Annotated in this window: 20 protein-coding genes; 12 read left to right on the top strand and 8 right to left on the bottom strand. The window is 67.1% G+C overall.

Annotated features, from left to right (window positions below; genetic code table 11):
- Positions 1-181 precede the first annotated feature (181 nt).
- The 3 genes from LNV28_RS06605 to LNV28_RS06615 all read left to right on the top strand — a co-directional run bounded on the left by LNV28_RS06605 (position 182) and on the right by LNV28_RS06615 (position 5,284).
- Complete coding sequence (locus LNV28_RS06605; RefSeq protein WP_263515845.1) at positions 182-2,866, top strand: TonB-dependent receptor; 2,685 nt, start codon at positions 182-184, stop codon at positions 2,864-2,866.
- Positions 2,867-3,095: 229 nt separating this feature from the next.
- Entirely contained in the window at positions 3,096-4,304 is a 1,209-nt protein-coding gene (locus tag LNV28_RS06610) for a lactonase family protein (RefSeq protein WP_263515844.1), read from the top strand.
- A 188-nt stretch (positions 4,305-4,492) separates the two neighbouring features.
- A complete protein-coding gene (locus LNV28_RS06615) occupies positions 4,493-5,284 on the top strand; it encodes a PEP-CTERM sorting domain-containing protein (RefSeq protein ID WP_263515843.1) in 792 nt (263 codons plus the stop codon).
- A 61-nt stretch (positions 5,285-5,345) separates the two neighbouring features.
- On the opposite strand, the gene LNV28_RS06620 is transcribed toward LNV28_RS06615, so the two are convergent.
- Positions 5,346-6,554: an MFS transporter gene (locus LNV28_RS06620; RefSeq protein WP_263515842.1), complete on the bottom strand. Its 1,209-nt coding sequence runs from the start codon at positions 6,552-6,554 to the stop codon at positions 5,346-5,348.
- 236 nt (positions 6,555-6,790) lie between these two features.
- On the opposite strand from LNV28_RS06620, the gene LNV28_RS06625 reads away from it, so the two are divergent.
- The 3 genes from LNV28_RS06625 (at position 6,791) to LNV28_RS06635 (ending at position 10,475) form a co-directional block, all read left to right on the top strand.
- Positions 6,791-8,530, top strand: coding sequence for an ABC transporter substrate-binding protein (locus tag LNV28_RS06625; protein WP_263515841.1), 1,740 nt, complete (start codon positions 6,791-6,793; stop codon positions 8,528-8,530).
- Between the two features lie 64 nt (positions 8,531-8,594).
- The gene (locus LNV28_RS06630) at positions 8,595-9,701 is read left to right on the top strand and encodes a serine hydrolase domain-containing protein (RefSeq protein WP_263515840.1); all 1,107 of its coding nucleotides are present in this window, start codon (positions 8,595-8,597) and stop codon (positions 9,699-9,701) included.
- A 246-nt stretch (positions 9,702-9,947) separates the two neighbouring features.
- Positions 9,948-10,475 carry a hypothetical protein gene (locus LNV28_RS06635; protein ID WP_263515838.1) on the top strand — a complete coding sequence of 176 codons (528 nt, stop codon included), beginning with the start codon at positions 9,948-9,950 and terminating at the stop codon, positions 10,473-10,475.
- Positions 10,476-10,610: 135 nt separating this feature from the next.
- Here LNV28_RS06635 and LNV28_RS06640 read toward each other — a convergent pair whose 3' ends face one another.
- On the bottom strand, positions 10,611-11,399 hold the full coding sequence (locus LNV28_RS06640) for a transporter substrate-binding domain-containing protein (protein ID WP_263568753.1): 789 nt from the start codon (positions 11,397-11,399) through the stop codon (positions 10,611-10,613).
- Positions 11,400-11,975: 576 nt separating this feature from the next.
- Here LNV28_RS06640 and LNV28_RS06645 point away from each other — a divergent pair.
- Complete coding sequence (locus LNV28_RS06645; RefSeq protein ID WP_263515836.1) at positions 11,976-12,266, top strand: SRPBCC family protein; 291 nt, start codon at positions 11,976-11,978, stop codon at positions 12,264-12,266.
- A 391-nt stretch (positions 12,267-12,657) separates the two neighbouring features.
- Here the strand turns inward: LNV28_RS06645 and LNV28_RS06650 are convergent, their stop codons facing one another.
- From LNV28_RS06650 to LNV28_RS06670, 5 genes are all read right to left on the bottom strand, one after another.
- Entirely contained in the window at positions 12,658-13,785 is a 1,128-nt protein-coding gene (locus LNV28_RS06650) for an ABC transporter ATP-binding protein (RefSeq protein WP_318013828.1), read from the bottom strand.
- Between the two features lie 275 nt (positions 13,786-14,060).
- Positions 14,061-14,888 (bottom strand): carbohydrate ABC transporter permease, encoded by an 828-nt coding sequence (locus tag LNV28_RS06655; protein ID WP_263515835.1) that lies wholly within the window; start codon positions 14,886-14,888, stop codon positions 14,061-14,063.
- Positions 14,885-15,781, bottom strand: a complete 897-nt coding sequence (locus tag LNV28_RS06660; RefSeq protein WP_263515834.1) for a carbohydrate ABC transporter permease — start codon at positions 15,779-15,781, stop codon at positions 14,885-14,887. Before LNV28_RS06660 ends, LNV28_RS06655 begins: the two co-directional genes overlap by 4 nt.
- A gap of 24 nt (positions 15,782-15,805) precedes the next feature.
- Positions 15,806-17,041 carry an ABC transporter substrate-binding protein gene (locus LNV28_RS06665; RefSeq protein ID WP_263515833.1) on the bottom strand — a complete coding sequence of 412 codons (1,236 nt, stop codon included), beginning with the start codon at positions 17,039-17,041 and terminating at the stop codon, positions 15,806-15,808.
- Between the two features lie 17 nt (positions 17,042-17,058).
- Entirely contained in the window at positions 17,059-19,386 is a 2,328-nt protein-coding gene (locus tag LNV28_RS06670; protein WP_263515832.1) for a family 20 glycosylhydrolase, read from the bottom strand.
- 207 nt (positions 19,387-19,593) lie between these two features.
- Here LNV28_RS06670 and LNV28_RS06675 point away from each other — a divergent pair, with 207 nt between their 5' ends.
- The 5 genes from LNV28_RS06675 (at position 19,594) to LNV28_RS06695 (ending at position 22,969) form a co-directional block, all read left to right on the top strand.
- Positions 19,594-19,947, top strand: coding sequence for an ankyrin repeat domain-containing protein (locus LNV28_RS06675; RefSeq protein ID WP_263515831.1), 354 nt, complete (start codon positions 19,594-19,596; stop codon positions 19,945-19,947).
- Between the two features lie 33 nt (positions 19,948-19,980).
- A complete protein-coding gene (locus LNV28_RS06680) occupies positions 19,981-20,607 on the top strand; it encodes a histidine phosphatase family protein (protein WP_263515830.1) in 627 nt (208 codons plus the stop codon).
- Position 20,608: 1 nt separating this feature from the next.
- Complete coding sequence (locus LNV28_RS06685; RefSeq protein ID WP_263568754.1) at positions 20,609-20,785, top strand: hypothetical protein; 177 nt, start codon at positions 20,609-20,611, stop codon at positions 20,783-20,785.
- A gap of 293 nt (positions 20,786-21,078) precedes the next feature.
- The gene (locus LNV28_RS06690; protein WP_263515829.1) at positions 21,079-22,050 is read left to right on the top strand and encodes a hypothetical protein; all 972 of its coding nucleotides are present in this window, start codon (positions 21,079-21,081) and stop codon (positions 22,048-22,050) included.
- Positions 22,051-22,297: 247 nt separating this feature from the next.
- On the top strand, positions 22,298-22,969 hold the full coding sequence (locus tag LNV28_RS06695; protein ID WP_263515828.1) for a DUF6928 family protein: 672 nt from the start codon (positions 22,298-22,300) through the stop codon (positions 22,967-22,969).
- On the opposite strand, the gene LNV28_RS06700 is transcribed toward LNV28_RS06695, so the two are convergent.
- Positions 22,953-23,396 (bottom strand): RidA family protein, encoded by a 444-nt coding sequence (locus LNV28_RS06700; RefSeq protein WP_263515827.1) that lies wholly within the window; start codon positions 23,394-23,396, stop codon positions 22,953-22,955. The genes LNV28_RS06695 and LNV28_RS06700 overlap by 17 nt on opposite strands.
- Between the last annotated feature and the right edge of the window lie 14 nt (positions 23,397-23,410).

Consider the following 23,410-nt stretch of genomic DNA (forward strand, 5'->3'; position numbering starts at 1 on the left):
CCGGGCAGGGCCTGCCGAGTGAGAAAAATAGGCGTGTACGAAATCGTGCACCCAGGAGCGAAGAGTAGGAAGTGCAAGAAGTGCAAGAAGAGCATGGGTGTTGGAGCAGTTGGCCGCCCCCTGACGTGATGGAACCAAGACCGACGAGTTTTCGTTAGCAAAAACGCATGGAGACAAAAACATGAGCCCTGTTGAACCCCGCGCCCGACGCCTGATGACCCCAACCGCCCTGGCGGCTGCCGCCCTGGTGAGCCTGCTGAGCCTGCCCGCCCTGGCGCAGACCGCAGGCGACGCCGGCAAGGACGAGAAGAAAGACGCCAAGAAGCTCGAGAAGACCGAGCTGCCCCAGGTCACCGTGACCGCCACCCGCGTGGCCACCGACGCCCTCAAGACCCCCGTCTCGGTGACGGCCTTGCAAGGCGACGACCTGGTGCGCCAGAACGTCAAGGAGCTGCTCAATCTGAGCGGCGCCGTGCCCAATCTGCAGCTGGGCCTGTCCAACGGTGACTCGGGCGTGTTGGCTTCCATCCGCGGCGTCACTTCGACCAACTTCACCGAGATCGGTGACCCTGCCGTGGGCATCCACATCGACGGCATCTACTCGCCGCGCCCTCAGGGTTCGCTGGCGCTGATGTTCGACCTGGACCAGGTTGAGGTGCTGCGCGGTGCCCAGGGCACGCTGTTCGGCCGCAACTCCACGGCCGGTGTCATCAACGTCATCCCGGCCAAGCCCGACTTCAAGAGCAACTATGGCTGGGCCTCGGCCCAGCTCGGCAACTACAACGCCAAGCAGCTGCGCGTGGTTCACAACCAGAGCTTCGGCGACAACTTCGCCCTGCGCGCCGCCTTCATGGTGGACAAGCGCGACAGCTATATCGACCAGGAGCAAGACCTGCGCGACCGCGGCGTCAAGCTGCCCACGGCCGATGGCAAGGGCAAGTTCACGCCCGATGGCAAGCCCGATACCGACCAGCGCCTGAACCGCAAGGTCAGTGCCGCCGACGCCTACGGCAACTCCGACCAATGGGCCGCCCGCCTGACCGCGCGCTGGGCCATCAGCAAGGAACTGGAATGGACCGGCGGCTTCGAGCATTTCCAGAACAGCGGCGCCGGCGACATCGGCCTCAAGGACTGCGCGATGGCCGAGGGCACCAAATGGGCCTGCGGCCCCAAGGGCCACTGGAGCACCATCATCAATGTGCCCGGCAAGATCGACATGACGATCGACACCGTGCGCAGCAACCTGGTCTGGAAACTCGATGCCCAGACGGAACTGGGCTACAAGGTGGCCTACGCGGTGCAGAAGCGCGCCCAGAACCACGACGACGACGGCGGCCAGACCTGGCTGGACAGCGAGGTCGACATCATGCAGCCCTGGGGCAACTGGGGCCGCCAGCACGCCATCGACCAGGCCAGCTACACCCTGGACTCGAACTACAAGTCCTGGGTCCATGAGTTCCAGCTCAAGCAGCAGACCAAGGACTGGCGTTATGTCGCCGGGGCCTTCTTCCTGAATGAGAAGAACGCCATCAACTTTGCCCAGGACAATCTGGTCGCCGCGCCTTACTCCATGCCGCAGGGGCAGTTCTACGCCCAGCCGGACCGCCGCATCGAATCGCAAGGCCTGTTCGCCCAAGGCGACCTGGCCCTGTCAGAGCGCCTGACGGCCACACTCGGCGTGCGCAGCAGCCGCGACAAGCGCAGCGACAACGGCGGCATCTCGGCCGGCCTCTGGGACGCCAGCACGCCCTGGTACTACAACGGCAAGTTCAAGCCGCCTTGCGAGCCCGGCCTGTGCACGCCGCACAATGGTTCAGACCTGACGATGGGCATGGGCCCGTTTGCCGGCCTGGGCGTCTACCCCGAGCCGGTCGTCAACAGCTACAGCAAGAGCTGGAAGAAGAGCACCTACCGTCTGGGTCTGCAATACGACCTGAACAAGACCGACATGGTGTTCGCCTCGCTGGCCACCGGCTACCGGCCGGGCGGCTTCGGCGACAAGTTCGACACCTGCGGCGGTGGCGAATGCGTGGACGGCGGCAGCAAGAAGTACAGCTTCCTGGACTACGGCCCTGAGACCACCAAGAACTTCGAGCTGGGCTACAAGGGCCGCCACTTGAACAACAAGCTGGAGCTGAGCGCCACCTACTTCAATACCCTGTACAAGGGCATGCACGTGACCGGCATGACCGCCGTCGGCCAGAAGAAGCTGACTCGCACCTGCGCCGACTGGGAGCCGGCCTGCGATGTGGTGAACGCATGGAAGACCGAGAACATTGGCGACGCCAAGATCCAGGGCCTGGAGCTGGAGTTCAAGCTGCTGCCCTGGGCCGGTGGCAGCTTCTCGGGCTACTTCGCCTGGCTGGACGCCAAGGTCAAGTCCTACCCGACCTATGACGACAGCTGGATGTGCGGCTACCGCAAGGATTTCGGCGCCCCCGAATGTGCGCCGGTCTACCTGGGCAGCGACCCCAGCAAGCGCGGCCGCCGCATCCTGGACGTGACCGGCAACCAGCTGCCTTACGCGCCCAAGACCTCGTTCGCGCTGAACTACTCGCATTACGTCCAGCTGGGCGACTTCAGCCTCTCGCCGACGGTCGGCATGCGCCACCAGAGCCGCATGTACTTCAGCGTGCGCAACCTCGACAACGACAAGATCGGCGACTTCCAGAAGGCCTACACCGACTGGAATGCCTCGATCCGCCTGTCGCCAGCCAGCGACAAGTGGAATGTCGAGATCTGGGGCACCAACCTGAGCAACAACATCATCAAGAACTGGATGGGCCAGGGCATGGCTGGCGGCTACACCTTCAACAGCTACAACCCGCCGCGCATGTTCGGCGTGCGCGCCACGGTCAATTACTGAGGCTGCTGAAACAGGCGTTCGGGCAGGCGCCAGCCGGTGCCCGCCCGAGCGTGCTAGAGACCCATGTCTCCTCTCCGCCGCACGCTTGCAAGCGGCGGATTTGGGCGGGCTTTGCCCGGGCATCCGGCCCGGCAAGGCCCGCGTTTTTTTGTGGCCGCCAGCGGCCGGGCCGGCCGGGTGATACTGCGCCCCGTCCCCTTCGCTTCAGCGGTTTTGTGATCGCCTGCTTGTGCCCCATGAACTCCATGCTCCCCACGCCCGCCAACGCCGGGCCCTGCTGCTGATGGCGGCGCTGACGCCCATGGTGTCGCTGGCCGGCGCTTCGCGGGCACCCTTCAGCGTCCATGTCGGTGGCTACGCCCCGAACTGCGAAGGCATTTACCGCTTCGCCGCCGACCCCGCCACCGGCCATCTGCGCCCGGCCGGCCTCACGCCCAACCCGCACAGCCCCAGCTGGCTGCAGGCCGACCCGGCCCGGCCCGGCCTGCTGTATGCGGCCAATGAAGGCGGCGGCAGCGTCCATGTTTACCGCCAGCAGGCCGATGGCGCGCTGCAGCTGCTGCAAGCCCTGCCCAGCGGCGGCCATGGCCCCGTGCACCTGAGCCTGCACCCCAGCGCACCGTTTGCCTTTGTGCCCCATTACGGCAGCGCCGAGCTGGCCGTGTTGCGCCGCGCCGCTGATGGCCAGCTCAGCCCCGTGGGCCTGCACCCCAGCTGCGATCGCAGCCAGCCCGAGGACTGCCGGCTCGGCCCGGCCCGCGCGCTCACAGGGCCGCCGGGCAGCTTTGCCCTCAGCGGCCATGAGGCGCCGCATATGCACATGGTCTTGAGTACGCCCGATGGCCGCTTCGTGCTGGCCAGCGACCTGGGCCGCGACCGTCTGGCCGTCTGGCCCTTCGACCCGGAAAGCGGTGCTCTGGGCCGCAGGCAAGACCTGGCCCTCAGCCCTGGCGCCGGCCCGCGCCATTTCGTGTTCCACCCCAAGGACGCGACCCAGCTCTACCTGCTCAACGAACAGGCCTCCACTTTGGCCTGGCTGCAGATGGAGCCGCAGAGCGGCCGCCTGAGCCAGCGCGCCGAGATCAGCAGCCTGCCCCAGGGCTTTGCCGGTACGAACTTCGCCGCCGACTTGATCGCCTCGGCCGACGGCCGCTTTCTCTACGCTCTGAACCGCCTGCATGACAGCATCGCGGTCTTCGCTCTGGGCGCGGACGGCGCCCCGCGCCTGATCGCGCATGAATGGACGCGCGGCTCCTACCCGCGCAGCGCCCGCTTCTCGCCCTGCGGCCGCTGGTTTTATGTCTGCAACCAGCGCAGCGACCATGTCGCGGTGTTTGCCGTCGATGCTGCCACCGGCCTGCCGCGCTTCGCCGGGCAGTATGTGGCGGTGCCAAGCCCGGCTTGCGCGGAGGTGATGTTGGCTGGGGCGAGCCGCTGATCCTGAGCTAAGCCTCGGGCGCTTTCATCACAGCAATCGTGGCCTCGGAAACAGAGGGCCCGTACATGGGATGCGTTTGGCAATGGCGTGAATAGACTGCGCAGCGATCGGAACTGATGGCCTGTTTTCAGCCTCGTCCGATCGTTCGCCCAATCGGTCAGCACGGCCCCTCATTGCCCACAACGCCCATGAAACACGCTTCTCTTTTTGCCACGGCCTTGCTCGCCTTCTGCGCCACCGCGCAGGCGGCGCCCGTCGTCACCCTGGCCACCGACATCGGACATGGTCGGCACGACCAGACCGTTCTGAGCTTTGACGCTCCGGGCGCTTTGTTCCAGGGTGGCTCTTACGGCCGCGGTGCCGCGCTGGCCATGGCCACCGTGGACGAGCATGGCAAGTACGACTTGCTCACGGACGTCCAGGTGGAAGGTTATGCGAGAACTTCGTACAACTATTTCAACAGCGTGCCCTTCTCGCGCAGCAATGCGCCGACGACCTTCACCTTCGACATCGCGCCCATTCAGATCGGTGGCAGTGGCAACACCGATTCGTATGGCTTCTATGGCTATGACATCGTGATCAACGGCATCTCGGTGTTCTCCAGTTCCGGCGGCTACAGAAGCCAAGACGGCAGCACCAGCTACGAGCTGAGCCAGGATCGCCTGGGTGGCGCCGGGCATGGCAGCGCCTACACCACGGCGGCCTTTCACGGCAGCGTGGACATTCCAGGCGACGCCGGTTCGGACACCTACACCTTCGCCGTCCGATCCTGGGTCGAGGTCTCTCTGAGCCCCTGCAGCAGCGACGAACTGTGTAGCGCTTATGGCCAGTTGTCCGACCCCTTTGCCATCGGCAGGCAGCTCACCGCCGCGTTTGACAACGCCCCGCACAGCGTCCCTGAACCGAGCAGCCTTGCACTGGTGGGCCTGGCCTTGGTGTGCGGTGCCGGCCTGCGCCGTCGGACGGCGCGTGCAGCCTGAACTGAGCGGCGGTGAGGGTGCGGGTGGTCAGGTGAGGGGGTGAGTCGCGGGGCTTGAAGGGTCAAGCGACGCGGTAGATGGCTGAGAGGCGCGCACCCAGCAAGGCCAGCAGATGGGCGCCGGCGCAGGCGCTGAGCATCCAGCCCAGATGCAGTTGGCCGGCCAGGCTGCCCGAGAGCACCAGGCTCAGCGGCATGAGCAGCTTGAAGATGGAGCCGGTCAGGCCCGAGATGCGGCCGATGTAACGGCTGTCTGTGCTTTCCTGGCGGTAGCCCCAGACGCAAACATTGCCGAGCACCTGGGCCGCGCTGTTGCCGAGCAGGGCCAGGGCCAGCACCGGCAGGCTGTCGCACCAGCCCAGCAGGGCGATGCAGAGCGCTTCCAGCGCCAGGCTCAGGGTCAGCAAGCGGCCCAGTCCCAGGCGCTGCCTCAGGGCGCTGGTGTACAGCCCGCCGAGGATGCCACCGGCCCCGGCCAGGCCGTAGAGCAGGCCGATCTGGGCGGGGCCCAGTTGTAGCGATTCGCGCGCCCGGAACAGGAACAGCAGCTCGGCCACGCCGGCGCTGCCATTGATCAGCACCACCAGCCAGCTCAGCTGCCAGAGCGGCCGGTTGGCGCGCAGCACGCGCCAGCCCTCGAACCACTCGGCCCAGAAGCCCTGGGCCTCGGGCCGGCGCACCGGCAAGACCAGCTCACGCAAGAGCCAGGCGGCCAGCAGCAGGGCCAGCATGGGCACCCACAAACCCAGAGACAGCTGCCAGGCCAGCAGACCACCGGCCAGGGCCGGGCCCAGCACGGCCGAGACCTGGCCCAAGACCGTCAGCTGGCTTGTCGCCGGCAGCAGCAGGGCGGTGGGCAGCATCTCTTTGATCATGCCCATGCGGCAGATGCCGTAGAGGTAGTTCAGCGTCATCAAGACAAAGCCCGTGAGCAGGAACAGGGGCACGGCCTGCGCGCCCTGGCGGTGCAGAAGCAGAAGCTGCAGTCCCATCAGCGCCACCATGCCGGCCATGGCCAGGCGGGCCCAGCGGCCCCGGTCGATGCGGTCCACCCAGACACCGATGAACATGGCCAGCAGCAGATTGGGCAACAGCTCCACGGCCCGCATGCTGCTCATGGCCTGCAGTGAATGCGTCAGCTCGTAGAGCAACAAGGGCATGGCCAGCTGGTAGATCTGCGTGCCCAGCGAAAAGCTGGCGGTGGAGAGGTAGAGCCGGCGAAAGCCAGCATGGCGCCAGAGCGGCGCGGTGGGGTCAGGGGCTTCGGACATGAGGGGATGTGGGCGCTGGATGCCCGGCAGTGTCCCGCCCAAAGCGGCAAAGAAAAACCCATAATCCCTTCTAGAAATTTCCCCTTTTTCCGGTTCACCCTGTGACTCCACGACTTGGGCAATGGGAGTGAACCAGTGAACCAGTGAACCAGTGAACAGGTGAACAGGTGAACAATACCGCCCCGCAACGCCACCCCCTCACCCCCTCACCCATTCACCCATTCACCCATTCACCCTTGCCTCCCGCCACCCCCACTCACGCCCGCCTGTTCGCCCAGTACCAGCGACTCAGTGCCGGCTTGCCCAGCGATGGTTCGGCTCAAACCCTGAGCCTGGCCGAGATGGCGCAGCGCCTGTGCTGCGGCGAGCGCAATGCCCGGCTGCTGCTGCAGCGCATGCAAGCTTTGGGATGGCTCCGTTGGACCGCGGGCCGGGGCCGCGGGCGGCTCTCCCGGCTCTGCCTGCTGCGCGCTGCTGAAGGCTTGCAGCTCGAGCGCTTGCAAAGCCTGCTGGCGGCCGGCCAGCTGGAGGCGGCGTTCGAGGGCCTGCCTGCCCAAGGCCGCGAGCAATTGCGCCAGAGCCTGCCGCATTTCCTCGGCGCCAGCCCGGCGGGCGGTTTGCGCATTCCTTTCTACCGACCGCTGCACGCACTCGATCCCATCCAGGTGAATCGGCGCACCGAGGTGCACATGCTGCGCCAGATTGGCGCCGGCCTGTGCGAGTTCGAGCGCGAGCAGGGCCAGATCGTGCCGGCCCTGGCCCACCACTGGAGCGTGGAAGCCGGGGGCTGCCACTGGCAGTTCCACCTCCGCCCGGGCCTGCGCTTTCACGACGGGCGCCCGCTGCGCGCCGAGGATGTGGTGCAGACCCTGATCCGGCTGCGCGGCAGCCCGGGCCCCTACCAGGCGCTCTACCAACACTTGCGCGAGATCGCTGCGCGCGGCCCTTGGTGCGTGCAGATCGCCCTGGCCTGGCCCGATGCCTTGCTGCTGAACCGCCTGGCCCACCACGCGGCCATCATCCTGCCGGCCCAGGATTGGCAGCGGGCCGATTTCGCGCGCCTGCCCGTGGCCGCGGGGCCGTTTCGCCTGCAGGTGAACAACGACTACCGGGCCCGCTTGCGGGCCTTCGAGGGCTTCTACCGCGAACGTCCGCTGCTGGACGAGATCGAGCTCTGGGTCGTGCCGCAGGACAGTCCGCTGCCGCGTGTCGATGTGCAGCTGGGGCACGGCCGGCCCGCTCCGGCGGGCTGGCAACGCCTGAGCCAGCTGGAGCAAGGCTGTGATTTCCTCTTGCTCAACCCAGCCCATGCGGCCTTTGCCAGCGCCGAGGCCCGGCTGGCGCTGGCCGCCTGGTTGCGCCAGGAGCTGGTGCTGGAGGAGCCCGGGCGTAAGTCTCCGGCGCTGGGCTACCTTCCCGGCTGGCAGCATGTGCCACCGCGCTCCAGCGCCCCAGTCGCGACGCCACGCCTTCGCGGCCCGCTGCGGCTGATCACCTACCAGCTGCCCAGCCATATTGAGCTGGCCGAGCGCATCGCGGCCCTGTGTCGGCGTGCGGGCGCCTCGCCACAGTTGCGCGTGCTGCCTTACCCCGAATTCGCGCGCATGGACTGGGTCGCTGAAACCGATGTGCTGATCAGCGGCGAAGTGATGGGCGAGGATCTGGATTTCGGCCTCTACAGCGGCCTGGTATCCGATGCCCTGTTCCACATCTGGCTGCAGCCAGCCCTGCGGGCGGAGCTGCACGCCCTGCTGGAGCGCGCCCGATCCGAACCCGATGCCGAGCAGCGCCATGCCCTGCTGGCCGAGGGCTATGAGCGCGTCTGCGCGGCCGGCCAGCTCTTGCCGCTGCGGCACAGCCAGCAGGGCCTGGAGCATGACCCGCGGCTGGGCGGCGTGCAATTGGCCGTCTGTGGCTGGATGCCGTTTCGCCAGCTCTGGCTGCGCGAGGCCGCCGGGGAAGCGCTCAAGGTGTGAACGTACAGTGAGCTCATTTGCAGTTGCTGCCCCTTGCGACTGCCCTCCTTGATGGCCTAACTTGATGAACCCCCAGCCTTTCAGCCCACACCGCCGCCATCTGCTGCTCGCCGGCCTGGCCGCGCTGGGCGGCAGCGCATGTGCCAGCCGTGACCTGCGCAGCTTTCGTGGCCAGGATCTCGCGCAGTTGGCGGCCCAGCAAAGCATCTGCCTGGCCGCTATCGTCACCCTGAAGGGCGGACAGGCGCAGTCGCCGCGTCTTCTGCGGGGCGGCTGCACCGCGCCTGCGCACGCCACGGATTCGGCCGATGGGCCGCCACCCTTGTTCCAGGCCGCCTCGCTGACCAAGCCCGTGGTGGCATACCTGGCCCTGCAGTTGGTGCGCGAGGGGCGCCTGGATCTGGATGCTCCGCTCTCGCGCTACCTGCCTCAGGGCTATTCCCGCAAACCGGCTGCTGCCGGCGCCGAAGCCGAACTCTCGGCCGCCACCTTGGCGCGCATCCCGTTGCGCTGCTTGCTCAACCACAGCAGCGGCCTGCCCAACTGGGGCTCATCCTGGGGCCCGCTGCGCCAGGACTTCGAGGCCGGTCAGCGCTGGCAGTATTCGGGCGAAGGCTATGTGCTGCTGCAGGCCGTGCTCAGCGCCGTCAGCGGTCAGGACTTCGAAGCCCTGATGCAGGCGCGCGTGTTCGAGCCGCTCGGCATGCGCGACTCACGCCTGCGCATGAGCCCGGCCGATGGCGAGCTGCGAGCCCGTCTGGTGCCCGGCCATGCTTGGATGGGCGGCCTGGTCGATCCCATCGAGTTCAAGCGCGCCAACGCCGCTGCGTCCCTGATCACCAGCGCCCCCGATTACGCCCGCCTGATGTCGGCCTGGCTGCGCGATCCGGCCCTGCTGGCGCTGCTGCTCGATCGCGCGGTGTCGGTGGCTCCTGATCTCAGCCTGAGCTGGGGCCAGGGTTGGGGCCTGGAACAGGCCGAGGGCGGCCCCTACCTCTGGCAATGGGGCAACAACCCCGGCTACCGCGCTTTCGCCATGGCCTCTGTTCACAGCGGCGACGGCTTTGTGCTGCTCAGCAACAACGAACGCGGCTTGGCCCTGGCAGCGGCGCTGGGCAGCGAGCTGCTGCCGAAAGCCCGTGGGGTTTGGGGGTTTGGCGGGCTGGATTGAGGGGCTGTGCTGGTGATCGCCGGCGCGACTTCGGTCTGATCGAAGTGTCAACGGAACTCGGTGAAGTCGATGGCCTGCAGGTCTGTGTCTACGACGGTGGCTATCCACAGTATTCTGAGATGCTCCCCGAGCATGTAGCTGCCTATGAGAGAGTCTTCAATCGAGGTGCTGAACCTCTTTGTCAAGGTGACCATTCTGCGGTCAGCTCCTTACCTTCCGCCAAGCCCACCGACCAAGTTTTCACCCATGTTCCGTGCCCTATCGCTGCCACGCCGCGGCACCGCCCCCTGCCTCTTGCCTGGGTTCCTGCCCGCGCTTCTTCTGGTCTGTCTGTCGTCGATGCCTTTGGATGGATGGGCACAAGCGCAAGAGGCGCAGGCTGCGAAGGCAAGGCAGCCCGTGGCCGACGCCAATGCAAAGTCCGGCGCAAAGAGAGCGCTCACGCCAAAGCTCAAGGGAATCGGGCTGCCAGCCGCTGTGCTCGGGCGCCCGTACGCGAGACCGCTCTTTGCCGAGGGCGGCGAGCCGCCGCTTCGTTTCTTGCTCTTGAGCCCGGATCTGGACGGGACCGGCCTGACGCTGAGCTCCGACGGTCTGATCAGCGGCCTTCCCGTGCAGGCCGGTACCTTCAACTTCCGCGCGGCCGTACTTTCCGAAGCGGAAGGCGGCCGTGCGGCTACGCAGCACTACCGCCTGCATATCTTGGCCACCCCGCATGCCCCGGCCCCAGCGAGCGCCGAAGCTCCAGCCCGCGCTTCAGTGGGTGTGAAGTAGGCGAGCCATCGAGCCTCTGGGACTCCTCCTTCATGGCCGTGTTTGCCCGTCTGCATAGGGTCGAGCGGCCGTACGAGCAAGGCTTGTCAGGCGTTCATCTCAAGAGCTGAGCGCATGCGCCTTGCACGCGCGGGATCAGGGCCGGAATTCCGAGCAGGCCGGCGCCCGCCCCAGTTGTTCGGCCTGGCGATGGCACAGCGCGGTCCAGATCCAGTTCAGGAATACCGGGTGGCGCGATTGAAAATCAAGTGAGGCTGCGACGTAGAACGGTTCGTGCCAGACGGGTGGGTCGAGTCGGTGCAGGCCAAGGTCAGACACCAGCTTTTGCGCCAGCAGATCAGGCAGCAGTATTGCCGCGGTGCGGCCCTTGCTTTGCTTGCGAATCAGGCTCTCGTTGTTGGGAGCCAGGTCGACCGGCCACCCTTGGCGCAAGGCGATTTGCTCCATCCCCGTGCCCTTGGAAACGCCCACCGCCTGTCCGGCTGGCAGGCTGAGCTTGCCATCGCGCCAGAGCACCTTGGAGGGCGGCTTCAGGTAGAGCGAAAAGCTGACCTCTCCGGCCGCCTGTTCCATGGCGGGCGCGCCGGGCCGCAAGGGCGGCAGCGCGAAGTCAGCGCTGAAAGGGTTGCTGCGCGTGATGCCTCCGAACAGATCGGCCTCGCCGCTTTTCAGGCGCATGGCGGCCCGGATATTGGGCACCCGGCTCAGCGTCAACTGGGGCGCGCAGCCACTGGTTTTGATGGCATGCCGCAGCGAGTCCACCAGCATGCCGGCGGGCTCGGGCCGTTCACGGATATCGCCCAGCAAATGCGGCTCGGCCGCCGTGTCGAGAAAGTCGACGCGGAGGCGTTCCGGGCAATCTGCGGCCGCCGGCGCTGCTCTGGCTGCAGGGCCAAGGGCCGCGCTGAAGGCGAGCAGGAACATCGACCGCCACGGCTTGTGGACCTGAAGGCGAAACCCAGCTGGGTTCCAGCCGCTGCGTTGACGGGCGTCGAAGGTGAACATGGCCGCTCGATCCTGTGTGGCTGATGTCGGTCGCAGCACGAGCATAGCCGCTCGGCCTGGACTGAGCGAGGTGATGTGCGCGCAAGCGCAAGCTCATGCCTGTTCTTCCCTCCCCTGGCTGGATTGGCGGTCGGCCCACTTTTGGCAATGGAGCCACACTCCGGGCTACCGAGCTTTTGCCATGACGTCTGTTTACAGCGGCGACGGCTTGGTGCTGCTGCTGCTGCAAGCCCGTGGGGTTTGGGGGTTTTGGGGGCTGGATTGATGACAGAACCTGAAGAATGTGCGACATGCACATGTCTTCCACGCTGCCAATGGAGCCCAGCGCTAGATTGCCGATGCAGACTCGTGCCACTGCGATGGCTGCGTGGCTGGGGCTCCTGCGATCGGAGACGCCTATGAGCCAAGCCTTGCTGCTTGGATGGCGTACGAAGCCACACTCCGGCCACGCCGATAGTCCGCGGCATCACTGACAACCCGCGCAGGAACATCCGAATGCAAGTGGAAAGCCGCATCACCATTTCCGTGCCGCCGGAAAAAGTATTCGAGATCTACGCGGATGTCGGCCGCTGGAAGGTCTGGGATCCGGACACCAAGGAGTCGTCGATCGAGGGGCCGTTCCAGACCGGGAGCAAAGGCCGGATCACGCCGCCCAAGGGAATGAGCGTGCCCATGGACTTCATTTCAGTCGTTCCCAACCAGTCCTTCACGGTTGAATCGAAGATCTCGTTCTTCCGCATGGTGTTTGAGCATGAGCTAGGGCCTGTTCACACTGCGGATACCTGATGCGTTGCCTCACAAAACGCCGTGAACTAGGCGCAAAACGAAGCCGGGGTCACGCCCCGGCGAGGCTTTGCAACAACGTGCACGGCGTTTTGTGAGGCAACCCTCCGGGAGAGGGTCAGAAAGGGTCCCATTCGTCGTTGAACTCCTCACCCAGGCGCCAGCCTGGGCTTCGTCGTCCGCCTAGCTTGGGGCCCTTTCTGATCCTCTCGCACAGGCATCCGCAGTGTGAACAGGCCCTATCGGCCACTGCGGCGGGAACCGAGGTGCTGCACCGGGTCACCTTTTCCGGTGCGCTGTCCTTTCTGCTGGGCCCCATGGTGGGCAAGCCTCTGCGCACCGGGCTGCCCATCACCTTGGCCTCGCTGAAGCGCTTGGCCGAGGCCGGCGGGCTTCAATCGATCCTCGCCCCACTCTCCGCCTCAAACACCAGGCAAGCCTCCGCCGGCAGGTAGACGCTGAGGCGTGTGCCCGGCCGTTCGGTTTGCCAGCCGGGGCAGCGCAGGCTGAGGCGCTGCGTGGGGCCGAGTTCGAGCTGCAGGATGCTGTCGGCGCCCGTGGGTTCGACCAGCAGCAGGGGCGCGGAGAGCAGCAGGCCTTGGCCATCGCTGACCTGGAATTCAGGCGGCATCAGGCGCAGCTGTTCGGCGCGCCAGCCCAGCGTCAGCTTGCGGCCGGCCAGCGGGCGCAGGCGTGACTCGGGCCAGGCTGGGCCGCTGGGCGTCCAACTGATGGGCAGAGCAGCGTCGCCGAGATCCAGCTGCAGGCTGCCGTCGTGCATGGCGCGGGCGGGCAGCAAGTTGATGGCCGGGGCGCCCAGAAAGCCAGCCACGAAGAGATTGGCCGGGCGCTGGTAGACCTCTTGCGGCGTGCCGACTTGCTGCAGCCGGCCGTCTTTCAGCACGGCGATGCGTTGGCCCAGGGTCATGGCCTCGACCTGGTCGTGCGTGACGTAGACCGCGCTCGTGCCCAGACGTTGGTGCAGCAGCTTGATCTCGCTGCGCATCTCGGCGCGCAGCTGGGCATCGAGATTGGACAGGGGTTCATCGAAGAGAAAGAGCTGGGGCTGGCGTGCCAGGGCCCGGCCCATGGCCACGCGCTGGCGCTGGCCGCCCGAGAGCTGGGCCGGGCGGCGCTGCAACAGCGGCTCCAGCTGCAGCAGCTGGGCCACCTCACGCACCCGGGCCTCGCGCCGCTCGCGCGGCCAACCCTGCATCTCCAGCGGAAAGCCGATGTTCTGCGCCACGCTCATATTCGGGTAGAGCGCGTAGTTCTGGAACACCATGGCGATGTCGCGCGCCTGCGGCGCCAGGGTGTCGATGCGCCGACCCTTGAGCCGGATCTCGCCGCCGTCGGCCTGCTGCAGGCCGGCAATCAGGCTCAGCAAGGTGGACTTGCCGCAGCCCGAGGGGCCCACCAGGATCAGCATCTCGCCCTCATCCAGGTCGAGGCTGATGTCGTGCAGCACCGGCTGCTTGCCGATGTGCTTGTGAATGTGGGAAAGGCTGAGGCCGCCGGTCATGGTGAGTCGCTATGCAATGAATGAGTGAGTGAGTGATTCAGTGACGGGAAACAGGGAATGCAAGCACAGCGCCTCCAAAGCGCTTGCTGGTGCCGTGCGCAAACGAAAAGGAAAAAAACACTGACGCAGAGCTCGCAAAGAGACGCGGAGCACGCGGAGAGCGTCCATCAAGGCTTTGGCAGAGAGCTCTGCGCGCTCTGCGTCCCTCGGCTGTTGGCTCTGCGTCCAGGTCTTCGTGCCTCTGTGGCACCGTTCGGTGTTCATGGCTCTGGGGCCTAACCCTTCACCGCACCGGCCACCAGGCCGCGGGCGAAGTGGCGCCCGGCGATCAGGTAGACGGCCAGGGTGGGCAGGGCGGCCAGCAGGGCTGCCGCCATCTCCAGGTTGTAGGCGCGCACGCCGCCTTCGCTGTGGGCGGCCAGCTGGGCCAGGGCGGCGGTGATGGGCCGGGCCTCGTCGGGCCCGAAGACCAGGCCGAACAGGTACTCGTTCCACAGCGTGGTGAACTGCAGAATGATCACCACCACAAAGATGGGCCGTGAGAGCGGCAGCACCAGGCGCGTGAACAGGGACCAGAAGCCCGCGCCGTCCAGGCGCGCGGCCTGCAGCAGCTCGTCCGGGAAGCCCAGGAAATGGTTGCGGAAGAACAGGGCCAGGGGCAGGCTGTAGATCACATGGATGGCGATCAAGAGGCCCAGGCTTTTGCTCAGGCCCAGCTTGGCCATGCTGATGGCCAGGGGCAGCAGATAGACCTTGACCGGCAGGAAAAAGGCCACGATCAGCAGCAGCGACACCCATTGCTCGCCCCGAAAGCGGTACTTGCACAGCACGAAGCCGTTGAGCGCCGCCAGCAGGCTGGACAGCAGCACGGCCGGCACCGCCAGCATCAGGCTGCTGGCAAAGCTGCCGCGCAGCAAGGCCCAAGCCTCGCGCCAGGCGCTGCCGCTGAAGGCTTGCGGCCAGGCCAGAAAGCTGCCCTGGCTCAACTCGGCCCCGCTCTTGAAGCTGTTCATCAGCATCAGCAGCAAGGGCCCGGCCATCAGCAGGGCGGCCGCCAGGGCCAGAGCGTGCAGCAGCGCGCGCAGGGGCCAGGTCTTTTTCATGCGCCGGCCCTCCTGCGGGCATCGCCGCGCGAGCGTGCCAGCGCGTAGGGCAGGGCCACGGCCAGCACCATCATCAGCATCACCATGCTGCTGGCCGCGCCCAGACCCAGGCGGCTGCGCTCGAAGGCCATCTGGAACATATAGAAGGCCGGCAGCTCGCTGCTCTGGCCCGGCCCGCCCTCGGTCAGCGCCACCACCAGATCAAAAGTCTTGATGGCCGCCGGCAGCAGGATCAGCAGGGCAGAGAACAGGCTGGGCCCCAGCTGCGGCAGCAGCACGCGGCGGTACAGGGTCCAGCCCGATGCGCCGTCCAGGCGCGCGGCTTGCACCAGGCTCTCGTCGATGCCGCGCAGGCCGGCCAGGAAGAGCGCCATCACAAAGCCGCTGATCTGCCAGACGGCGGCCACCACCAGGGCATACACGGCCATGTTTTCATCGGCCAGCCAGTCCCAACGGAAGCTCGTCCAGCCCAGCGCGCGCAAGCCCTCGGCCAGGCCTTGGTCTGGGTCCATCAGCCAGCGCCAGGCGCTGCCGGTGACGATCATGGACAAGGCCATGGGGTGCAGATAGATCCAGCGCAGAACCCCCTCGGCGCGCAGCTTCTGGTCCAGCAGCACGGCCAGGCCCAGGCCGATCAGCAAAGGCAGGGCGACGAAAAGGCTGGCGAAGCGGAGCAGATTCCAGAGCGCGGCCAGCCAGCGCGGGTCCTCGAACAGGCGCTGGTACTGCAAGAGCCCGACGAACTCATGGCTGGGCAACATGCCCGAGCGCGTCAGCGAGAGCCAGGCCGTCCAGGCCAGAAAGCCGTAGAAGAACAGCGCGCCCAGCAGCAGCCCCGGCGTGATCAGCCAGAGGGCGCTGCTACGGTCGCTGAATCCGAATCGGGTAAGCAAGTGCATCTTCCTTGTTTCCGGGGGCTAGTCGCGCACCTTGGCCGCCTGCAGCAAGCGCTTCTGCGCCAGCTCGGGCGTCAGCCGCTCGCTCGCCCAGCAGGCGGCCACCACATCGCGCAGCGCGCCGTAGCCGGCCTCGGGCAGGCGGGCGCCCAGGGCCAGCACCAGTCGGCCGCTGGCCTCGGCCGCGCGGAAATCGGCATGGCTTTGCCGAGCGCAGGCGTTGAAGCCGGCCAGACTGGCATCGCGCCGCACCGGGATGCCGCCCTTGATCCGCGCGTAGCGCGCCGAATCCTCGGCCTGCATCAGAGTCGTGGCCAAGCGCTGTTGCAGCAGCGCTTGCTCGGGGCTCTGGGGTTTGAAGAACAGCAGCCGATCGAACTCAAAGTAATGCAGATCGGCGTGTCCCGGTGCGGCGTGGCAGTCGTAGTCTTCGCCGGGCTGCCAGCCGGCTTTCTGAAACTCTCCATTGGCCCAGTCGCCGGTGAACTGCAGTGCGGCCCGGCCCTGCAGCAGCAGGCCGGTGGCGCCGGCCCAGTCGCGGCTGACTTGGGCGGCATCGGTGTAGCGTTTGATGCGCTTGAACTCGCGCAGCATGTCCAGCATGGCGGTGCTGCCCAGCAGGCGGGCATCGCCCTGTACCAAGGCCTGCTCGAAGAACGCCGGGCCGCCCCGGCCCAGCACCAGATTGACGAAGACGCTGAGCTTCTGGCCCACCGAGCTGCCGATCGCCAGGGGGATGACGCCGGCCTGCTGCAAGGCCTCGGCCACGCGGAAGAACTCGTCCCAGCTGCGCGGCGCGGCCAGGCCCAGGCGCTGCAGCAGGCGGCGGTTGCTCCACATGCTGTTGAGGCGATGCACATTGAGCGGCACGGCCACGGGCCGGCCCTGCCAGCGCAGCTCGCGGTCGATGGCGGCCGGTAGAAGGCGCGGCCAGTCGGCGCTGACCGGGCTCAGGTCGGCCAGGGGCACGGCCTCGCCCCAGAGCCGCACGGATTTGTCGATTTGCGCCAGCGCCGGCGGGTGGCCGGACAGAAAACGGGTCTTGAGCACCGTGTTGGCATGGCCGGCGCCGGCCACCGGCGTGTCCTTCCAGGGCAGGCCGGCCGCCTGGGCGCTGCGGCGCAGCTCGGCCAGCATGGCGGCCTCGCTGCCCGAGGTCCACCAATGCAGCAGCTCCAGGGGCGGCGCGGCTTCGGCGTGGCTGCAGGCCGGCAAGGCCAGGGCCGCGGCCAGGCCGAGCAGCTCGCGGCGTTGCATCGATGCTGGGTGGCCGCTCACAGCGCGTCCAGCTGTGTTTGCAAGGCCTGCACCAGGGCGGGCACCAGCTCGTCCACCATCCGGGCCGCCGCGTGGAGCGTGGCCTGGGCCTGCGTCCGCTCGGCCGCCATCAGCGCTCCGGGGGCCAGGTCTTGCCAGAGCCGCAGGCCCAGGTCGAGCAGGGCCGCCAGCGTCGGTAGCAAGGGCAGCAGCGGGCGCAGCCGGGCATGGCGCTGCAGCAGGCTCTCCCAGTGGGGCAGGGCGTCTCGGCAGCGCTGCAGTTCCGTGCAGGCCTCGGCGCGGCCGAGTCGGTTCAGGCTGTGGGCCCAGGCGCTCTCGGCCGGCAGGGCGTCGGCCAGGCGGTCCAGGGGCTCGTCCAGGTGGTAGCGGCCCTCGCGCTTTTTGTGGTGGTGGCGGGCATAGCCGCTGGCGGGTTCCAGCAGGGCGGCCAGGCCGGCCAGGCTGAGCGTGTCGCTGGCATCGCCCTCGCACAAGGCGGCCCAGGCGAGCTGCAGGCTGGGCCGTGCCTGCACCTTGGCATGGCATTCGGCCCAGGCCTGGGCGGCGCTGAGGCGGGTCTGCAATGTGGTCTCAAGCTCTGAGGCCTCGCCCGCCGGGTCGCTCCACAGCCGCTCGGCCACGGCCAGCAGGCGCGGCCAGAGGCGCAGGTCCAGCTGCTCGGGCGCCACCAGCTCGCTCCAGAGCGCGGCTTCGCCGCCGAGCAAGACGGGGGGCGGGCTGGCGGGCGCCGGCATCTCATCTGGCGCGGGCGTCAGCGCCTGCAGCGTGCAGGCGTGGCGCAGATTGCCCAGGCGCAAGACGCCCTGTCCCTCGCCTTCTTGGACCACGCTGCACCAGAGCTCCAGCTCGCCCAGATCGCAGTCGCCGCGGGCGCGCAGGCGCCAGGGTGCGGCCGCCGTGCCGGCGCCGTCGAAGCTCAGGGTTTGCAGCGGCACGGGGTTCTCCAGGCTGCCCGCGCCTTGGGCTTGCAGGATCAGGCGCGCCCGGCCCTGGGCGTCGCAGCGCAGCTCAGCGCTCAGCGGGTGCAGGGTCAGCTGGGCGTGCAGCTGCCAGCGGGCCGCGCCCGCGGCCAGGCTTGGGGCTGATGGGGCGGGCCGGCTCAGCGGCGTGCGCCAGTGGTAGGCGGCGCTGTGGAACTGGTCCAGGTAGAAGCCGGCCGAGCGCAGCAGGGCCGGGGCCGGGGTCAGGTCTTGCCCAGGAGCGTCGTCGGCCTGCAAGGCCGCCGCGCCCCGCCAGCATTGCAGCACCGCTCCCTCGGGCAGGCCCGGGCCGCGCAGCTCGTCCCAGCCGACCAGGCGCCTTTCGCGCGCGGCCAACAGCGCGGCCATGCGCCGCACATAGCCCGCCTGCGTCTCGGCCAGGGGCAGGCCCAGGCGGCGCCAGGGCTCGGGCGCCAGCTCGTCGCCGCCGATGTGCACAAAGGCGTCCGGGAAGACCTCGGCCCATTCGTCCAGCAGGCTGGCGATGAAGTCGTCGAGCGCCGGCTGGCGCGGGTCCACCGCCGTGCCGAAGATGCCAAAGCCGCGCTGCGCCTGCTGGGGCACGGGCGGGCACAGCAGATCCGGCCGCGCCAGACCCAGGGCCCAGCAATGGCCGGGCAGGTCCAGCTCGGGCACGACGCGGATGCCGCGCTCGGCCGCCTGGGCCACCAGGCTGCGGGCCTGTTCCAGGCTGTAGCTGAAGCCGGCGCTGGCGCGTGCGGCCAGCTCGGGGTGGCGATCCGAGGCCAGGCGCCAGGCCTGGTCGTCGCAGACATGCCAATGCAGCACATTGAGCCGGGCCGCAGCCATGCCGTCGAGCAAGCGCGTCAGGGTTTCGAAGGGCAGGGGGCGGCGCGCCACGTCGACCAGCAGGCCACGCCAGGGGTGGCGGGGCGTGTCTTCGATGAGCAGACCGGGCAGGGCGCCCCGATCCGCCAGCAAGGCCCCGTGCCGCAGCTGGCTCAAGGTGTGCAGGCCGTGGCGCGCGCCCCAGAGGCGCGGTGCGCTCAGCCGGATCTCGCGCTTGGCCGCGTCGATCTCCAGCCGGTAGGACTCGTCGTCGCCCAGCTGGGGGATCGCCGGGCGCGTGTCACTGACTTCCAAGCGCAGCCGTGGGGCGCCGTCTGCGCTCGGCGCCTTGTGCAGATCAGGCAGCAGGCGCTGCGCCAGCGCGCGCAAAGTCGGCAGCTCGGCGCCCGGCCAGCACCAGTCGGCCAGCGGCAACTCAGCCGGCCGGCCCTGCAGCTGTGCGGGCCAGGGCATCAGGCTGTGGCTCCAGCCGGCCCCGGGGTTCAGGGCAAGCTTCGCCTCTGCAACGCCCTCATCCTTGAACGCAATTGACATGGCGGCATCATGGCCGCGGCCATGTGCAGCCTGTCTCAAGCTTGTCTTCAGGTTGTCTCAAGACCGGGGCGGCTGGTGGTGCTTGTGCGGCCTGCGTTGAGCTCCTGTGGCTGCCGGTGCTTGCCTACCTGGGCAGCGTTGAGCGCCTGAGTTAGGCTTCGCGCGACGCGGGGATCTTCATCCATCGACCCAAGGGGAGCTCGAGCCATGTCCGGAGGTAATTGGAAAGAGATGTTCGAGGCGGCCGAGACCGGCGACTTGGCCTTGGTGGACTACCACGTCCAACGCGGTGTGGACATCAACTACGCCCACCCGGAGTTTCTGAGCACGCCCCTGGTTGCGGCCATTCTGGCCGGGCAGGAGGCGGTGGCGCTCTATCTCTTGCAGGCCGGCGCCAACCCCGATCTGCCGTCTGAGTTCGACCATGCCACGCCCCTGCAGGCCGCGCGCAAGGCGGGCTTGGCCGCGGTGGAGCAGGCCTTGTTGGCGCGAGGCGTGCCGCCGCTGCCGGCGGAGCCAGCGCCGCCACGCTCCTGGCTGGCGAGGATGTTGCGTGCGTGATCGCAGCGGGGACAAGGAAGCGACAGGCGCACCATGAGCGAGGGCAGGAACAACAGCTACTACTTCATCAGCCACCCCAATGTGCAGATCAGCGCCGAGGTGCCGGTGCCGCAGTGGCCGCTGTCCGAACTGGGCCGGCGGCGCATGCATGCGGCGCTGAAGCAGCAGGAAGCCTGGCTGGGGCGCATCCGGGCGATTTACGCCAGTGCCGAGCGCAAGGCCCTGGACAGTGCTGAGATCCTGGCCGGGCATCTGGGCCTGCCGGTTCAGGTCTTGGAAGCGCTGGGCGAAAACGACCGTTCCGCCACCGGCTTTTTGCCTCCAGCGGAGTTTGAGAACGTGGCTGATGAGTTCTTCGCCCGGCCCGAGCAGTCGGTGCGCGGCTGGGAGACTGCGGCGGCGGCCCAGGCCCGCATCGTGGCTGCCGTGCAGCAAGTGGCCCGCAGCCACGCCAGGCAGGGCTGCGACGTGGATGAAGGGGGCGCGGTCGCCATCCTGTCGCATGGCGCCGTCGGCAGCTTGCTCTACTGCCATCTGGCCGGCCTGCCCATCTCGCGCCGCTGGGACCAGCCAGCCAATGGTGGCGGCAATTTCTACTGCTTCGAACTGAACCCGCCGCGTGTGCATGGAGCTTGGCAGCCCATCGATGGAGGGGTTTGAAATGAGTGCTTTGTCCAACTTCAGGCGAAGCAAGCTGCTGGCCGGCGTGTTTGTAGCGCTGCTTCTAGTGGCCTGCAACATTGAAATGGGAGTGGAAGGACTTGCGAGATGGGCTGAATGGCAAGGCGCGAAGCACAGCGATGCCCTGTGGCATCGCGAGCATTTGCAACGCAGATAGGCGGCGCATATCGTGAGCCAGGGCACTTCCGATTTCAGCGTTACAGGTCACTAGCATCTGAAGGCGTCGCTCAGCGGCAAGGGGGCGGAGGGTGTTGAAAAAGAAACTCAAACTCCCTACGGAGAGGGGCCGCAGGCTCTGGAGTTGGCCAAGGAAGTCATGAACCCATTGCCCAGTTGATCGGAAGCTATGCCAATCCCACTCGTAGCTATTGCCCAGGCTCTCGCAAGCGGCGCAACCATCGTGGCGCCTACCAGGGGCAACTATTCAGGGCATGAGCCCAAGGCGTCTCCATGACCCTGATTCTGTTCCTGTCGCTTCCGGTTCTACTCCCACTGTGCGGCGCTTTCTGGCTTGTTCGAAGAAAGCGCTATACGGGACTGTTGCAGGCCGCCTTGCTAGGTGGGTCCATGGCCGCGATCGGCCTCTGGTCCGTCTTTCAATCCAGATCCTCAACGGGCGCTCTTGGACTGCTCCCCCTCCCCATCATGGTCACCGCCGTATCCGTGCTGTGCTGGGCTGCAGCTCAAGGCAGGATGAGCCCCCGGCGGCACATTCGTGTCCTGGGTCACCTTGCACTTTTGGCAGCCCTTGCTATTCCAGCCATCTATGCAATCGGCGGGCTGAAGACGCGTGCGCGGTACCAAGCATTCGACCAGGAACAAAGGCTCCAAGCGGCAACCATCGATGCGCACCGACTCAGCATCAAGTCGCAACTCGCGCAAGAACCGGCGCGTCGTAGCGAGATGCTTGACGCTTTAGCCAAAGCAAACGCGTCCGATCGGCTTTATTTGCTCGCACTGTTGGACCAGCCCGATGTGCCTGCCCACACCCTGGAATTTCTCGCACAAGCTGCAGAAACCTCGGGGCTCAGTTTGTCGATCCTGCGGCAGAAAAATGCCTCATCCGAGTTGATTTCGAGCATGTATCACAAGGCGGGTTACAAAGACCATTACTTTGCCGACCTTGCCGCGCACCCCAATACGCCCGTAGAAATCCTGACAGAGATCTACAAAGGCCCACGAACGATCCAATATTTGGACCGCAACTTTGCGTCGAATCCTGCGCTGCCACTGGCTCTGAAAATTGACATGCTTTCACGCACCACGGACGTGAACGTTGTGCAGGCTGCCCTCGGTGTGCAGCCCTTCGATTGCAAGCTCCTGCCTTTGCTCGGCTCGGCCCTGGCAAGAAGCGATCGGCCACGCGATGAATTCAGCGTTCGCCGAATTGCCGAACTTCAAGCAGGCGACTGCCGGCCATAGGAAACAAGAGTTGTGCAAGCAAGACTGATCAGTCGCCTCAGAAGGGGCTGCACCACCCGGCTTCATCAGGGCCGACCTCGACCTGAAGCGATTCACGGAATCCCTTTTACTGAGCGGTGCTCGCTTTTCGTGGTGGCTGTGTACTTGCCGCTTGCTCTGCAGACCCCTCGCATTGCCGGCTCGCCCATGCTTGCGCCGCACTCATGGCCCTCGGGCTTCCCATAGGCAAAAAAAGGAGCTTCTCATCATGGGCGCTAGAACTTGGATGCTGGTGTACGTAGAAGGCGGCGACGCCCGCGCCCAGCTGGCGGCGCGGCCGGCCCTGGACCGGGCTCAGAGTGCCCGCGTGGCCGAACAGCTGTTTGCCGCGGACGAGTTGCAGCCGCTGGCCGATGGCAGCCTGGCTTGGACGGCGCCGCCCGATGACGAGTTGCTGGTTGGCTGTTTCGGCGGCTTGACCGTGCTGGCTGCCAAGGAGTTCGCACTGGACCGGCCCTCGGGTCTGGATGCCCGTTTTCTGGAGCATGCGCAGGGGCGCGATGTGATCCTGCATGCCATGCACAGCGCTGCGGATTGGCTGGCCGTCGCGCATTGGCGCGGTGGGCGCCTGCTGCGCGCCCTCAGTGTGGCGCCCGACGACGGGGTGATCGAGGATCAGGGTTCAAGGCTGGCCTTCGAAGCGCCATTCTGGGCAGGTGCCCATCCAGCCGATGACCCGGAGGAGCTGGCCGCGGGTGAAGAGCCCTACCCGCTGCCCTTTCACCCGCTGGAGCTGGGCGAGGCGGCGCTGCGCGAGTTCTTGGGCTACCAGCTGGAAGGCATCGTGGATGCCAGCCTGCTGGAGCCTGACACGGTGCCCCTCTTGCGCTTCAAGCGCAAACCCCGACGCAAGCCGTCCTGGTTCAGCCGGCTTTGGTGATCGCAGTCAGCGGCCGGTAGGCCACCGCGTCGATCTCCACTTTGGCGTCGATCATCAGGCGCGCCTCGGTGGTGGAGCGGGCCGGTTTGCCGCGCGGGAAGTAGCTCAGGTAGACGCGGTTGAAGGCGCCAAAGTCGCGCGCATCCTGCAGCCAGACGGTCGTCTTGCAGACGTCGTCCAGGGTGCAGCCGGCCAGGGCCAGGGCGGCTTGCAGATGGGCCATGACCTGGCGGGTCTGCGCCTCGACGCCCCCGGCCACCACTTCTCCGTGCACATCGGTGGGCACCTGGCCCGAGACGTAGACGAAATCTCCGGCGCGCACCGCGGGTGAGAGCGGGCGGGGCTGCTGGTCACTGGCCGTGGGTGGCACACCTAGGTATTCGAGGTGGCTGATCGGCTCTTGCGGGGTGGGTTGCTTGCGGTCCATGGCGGCGCAGTCTA

This window comes from Paucibacter sp. DJ2R-2 (assembly GCF_025717675.1).
Lineage (GTDB): Bacteria > Pseudomonadota > Gammaproteobacteria > Burkholderiales > Burkholderiaceae_C > Paucibacter_A.